Origin of the sequence: Kitasatospora sp. NRRL B-11411 (assembly GCF_000721345.1) — a bacterium.
Taxonomy (GTDB): Bacteria; Actinomycetota; Actinomycetes; order Streptomycetales; family Streptomycetaceae; genus Kitasatospora; species Kitasatospora cineracea.
In genome coordinates, this window is record NZ_JOGH01000242.1 from 1 (window position 1) to 3,707 (window position 3,707).

Consider the following 3,707-nt stretch of genomic DNA (forward strand, 5'->3'; position numbering starts at 1 on the left):
CCCCGCCCGCCCGCCCGCCAGGCAGCCAGCCAGCTCGCCCTTCCCGCCGCCGAGACCCCTGTGAGGCGCCATGTCCGGTGCGACGCCCGACACCCCGTCAACTCCACTGCCCGACAGGCCCGTTCCCCCGTACGTCGACCCGGCCAAGCCCAGCATCGCCCGGGTGTACGACGCGTTCCTCGGCGGTACCGACAACTACGAGGTGGACCGCGACGTGGTCCGGGGCGTCCTGAAGGCCGCGCCCGAAGCCGCCGACCTCGCGGTCGAGAACCGCCGCTTCCTGATCCGGGCCTGCCGGTACCTGGCCGAACAGGCCGGCGTCACCCAGTACCTGGACTGCGGCTCGGGCCTGCCCACCGCCGAGAACACCCACAACGTGGTGCAGCGGACCGACCCGCGGTCCACCGTCGTCTACGTGGACAACGACCCCATGGTGGTGGCCCACAGCCGCGCCCTGCTGGCGGGCAACGAGAACGCCACCATCGTCCCCGCGGACATCTTCGCCCCCGAGGAACTGCTCCGGAACGAGACGGTGCGCTCCCGGCTCGACTGGACCAGGCCGATCGCCCTGCTCCACCTGGGCACCCTGCACCACTACAACGGCGAACGCACCCGCACCCGCAAGGACATCGTGCGCGCCTACACCGAGGCCCTGCCCCCGGGCTCCTACGTGGCGATCAGCCACTTCCTGGACCCGGAGGACGAGAACAGCGCCCTCGCCCGGGCGATGGAGAGCATGTTCCTGCACAGCATGATGGGCAGCGGCACCTTCTCCACCAGGGCCGAACTCGGCGCCCTCTTCGACGGGTTGGACCTGGTCGCCCCGGGCCTGACCCGCTGCGTCGACTGGCACCCGGACACCCCGCCGCACCCGGACACCCCGCCGCACCCGGATGCCCCCCACCCGGGCCGGCCGGACAGCGCCCGGTCGAACGCCGCCCGCCAGTGCATCGCCGGCGGCGTCGCCCGCAAACCCTGACCCGCCGTCACCCCGGCGCGCCGTCACCCCGGCGCGTCGGACCGGGGGAGCGGGGAGCGACGGAGGGCGGCCCCGCCGCTCACGCCCACTCCACCCCGTGCTCGGCGAGCTGCGCCAACTGGTCCGGCCCCAGCTTGGCACGCCGGCTCTTGGCGTTGTTGAGGAACGCGCCCAGCGCGACCACCACCGTCTCCGCCCGCTCCGCCCCGCTCCCGTCCACCACCACCTTCGCCACCTCCTCCCGGTGCCCGCGCCGCGGCTTCGCGTGCCCCTCCCGCGCCGCGAACTGGGCCAGCGCGGCGATTCCCAGGCCGAACCGGTCGGCCTGCGACACCCGCGGCCCCGCCGCCGCGGCCCGCTCGGCCCTCGCCGCCGCCACCGCGGCCAACTCCGGGTCCTGCTCGATCCCCAGCGCGGCCAGCAACTCCTGCTGCTCCACGGCCAACCCGGCCCACCCGCCGCGCTGCGCCGCCACCCACCGGCCCAGCGGCTCGCCCTCGAACACCGTCCGGGTCGGTAGCGCCGCCCAGTCCACCCGGCCGTCCGATGCCAACCACCACATCCGGGCCGCCGCGTACGCCCGCTGCCAGCCGATCGGCCAACTCGGCGCCCACCACGGGTCGATCGCCTCCAACGCGGCCCGCCGCCCCGCCTCCAGCGCCCCCTTCCCGCCCGCCGGCACCTCGGCCTGCGCCCGCAGCCCCGCCAGCCACGTCCCGATCGGGTACCCGCCGATCGAGGCCCGCACCGGCGCCGCCAACGACCCGCCGTGCTCCGCCGCCCACCGCGCCGCCCACGCCAACCCGGCCCCGAACCGCGCGTCCGGCACCGACCAGACCATCCCCACCCGGTCCAGCAGCTCCACCCGGTGCTCCGGCATCGCGCCCGCCGCCCGCTCGTGGCGCCGGTCCGACACCCACTTGCCCAGCGGGAAGTTCCCGTTCTCCCCGACCGTCCGGCTGTAGGGCACGTCGAGGGCACCGGTCCGCTCGAACCACTCCTGGCAGTGCCGCAGCCCCTCCCGCCAGTACGCGCCCTCGCTGCGGAGCACCTGCGTCGACAGGAACAGCGCGAGGACGCTGTCACTCACCCGGCCCCGGAACCGCACCGGCAGCACGAACGCCCCCGCACCCTCGCCCGCCCCGGCGGGGACCACCGCCTCCGCGCTGCGCCCCCCGGTGCGCCGGCCGCCGTTCTGCGGCACCGCCAGCGCCTCCAGCATCCGGGCGTCGTGCGACCTGAGCGCCGTCAGGACCCGCACCAGCGGATGGTAGGAGTCCGACTCCAGGACGTTCCCCGGCTCCTCGCCCGGACCGAGGAAGACCGGCACGACGAGCCGCGCCAACTTCCCCTCCCCGGGCTTCATCCGCAGCACCCGCCCGATCTGCTGGACGATCCGCACCATGCTGCCGCTGCCGGTCACCAGCGCCGCCACCGCGTCCGGCAGGTCGACGCCCTCGCCCAGCACCTGGCAGTTCGAGACCACCCGCGTCCCCAGCCCGTCCCGCTCCCGCCCCGCCTCGAAATCCGCCAGCACCTGCCGCCGGTACTCCACCGGGTGCTCCCCGGCCAGCCACTGCGCCCACACCTCGGCCGGGTACGTCCCGGGATCCTCGGCGTGCAGCTTCTCCGCGGTCTGGTTCAGCGTCTCGGAGAAGTACCGGGCCTCCAGGGTGCGGTGGTGGAAGGTGATGACCTTCTCCAGACCCTCCTCGGCGCACACCTTCAACAACCCGGCCTGGACCGCCGCCAGTTGCTCCACCGGCACCTCGTCCTCGGACCCGTCCTTCGCCTCGCCGGCGCCCGGCCCCCACGGCACCGGCTGCCGCCGCGCGGCCCGCCGGTCCGCCGCCGGGTCGCGCAACTCCAGCACCACGATCTCGAACGGCGCCACCAACCCCTTCTCGACCGCCTCCGCCAGCCCCAGCGTGAACACCTGCGGCCCGAAGACCCGCCGGTCGTCCATCGACACCGCCAACTCCTCCGGCAACGGCTGGTACGCCCCGGCCCGCGGCGGCAGCCAGATCCGCGGCGTCGCCGTCATGTACAGCCGCCGCGCCGCCGGGATCTCGTCCTGGTGGTGCACCACCGTCCACGACTTCTCCGCCGACCCCGACGAGCGGTGCGCCTCGTCGCACACCATCAGCGCCAACTCCGGCAGCCCCTCGCCCGTCACCTCGGCCCACACCGCGTACGCGTCCGCCACCGCCCCCGCCGAGGCGTACGTGGAGAACAGCGTCAGCGGTCGCCGCGCCGACCCGGCCGTGCTGACCCACCGCCCGATCTGCAACGGCGACGTCGTCCCCGGCACCCCGTGCGGCAGCTCGTCGTCCACCAGCGAACACACCGCCGCCATCTCCCCCTTGCGGCCGGCCCGCCGCCACGAGGCGACCGTCTGCACCAGCAGGTCCAGCGTCGGCACCACCACCAGCACCACCCCGCGCGGCGCCAACCGCTGCGCCGCCACCGCCCCCACGTACGACTTCCCCGTACCGGTGGCCATCTGCACCGTCGCCCGCAACCCACCCGGCGCCACCTGCCCCGGACCCGGCGTCAGCGCCCGCACGACCGCCGCCACCGCCTCCTCCTGGTGCCCCCGCAACCGCACCGGCGTCCGCCCCGCCACTCCCGCCGACTCCCCGAAAAGGCTCTCCACCACACACCCCAGTCCGTCTCCGAATACCCCCATCGAACCAGACCCCGCCCCCCACCCCCGGCAGATCCACCC

The 3,707-nt window shown here is 75.1% G+C and carries 2 protein-coding genes and 1 pseudogene; 1 reads left to right on the forward strand and 2 read right to left on the reverse strand.

Translation table 11 applies throughout. From position 1 onward, the window contains the following. Positions 1-70: 70 nt before the first annotated feature. The gene (locus IH44_RS0139470) at positions 71-979 is read left to right on the forward strand and encodes an SAM-dependent methyltransferase (protein WP_081967398.1); all 909 of its coding nucleotides are present in this window, start codon (positions 71-73) and stop codon (positions 977-979) included. 79 nt (positions 980-1,058) lie between these two features. Here IH44_RS0139470 and IH44_RS0139475 read toward each other — a convergent pair whose 3' ends face one another. Next, positions 1,059-2,945 (reverse strand): helicase associated domain-containing protein, encoded by a 1,887-nt coding sequence (locus IH44_RS0139475; RefSeq protein ID WP_232795273.1) that lies wholly within the window; start codon positions 2,943-2,945, stop codon positions 1,059-1,061. Between the two features lie 120 nt (positions 2,946-3,065). Beyond that, positions 3,066-3,668 (reverse strand): annotated as a pseudogene (locus IH44_RS49935) (DEAD/DEAH box helicase family protein); the annotation flags it as partial. Between the last annotated feature and the right edge of the window lie 39 nt (positions 3,669-3,707).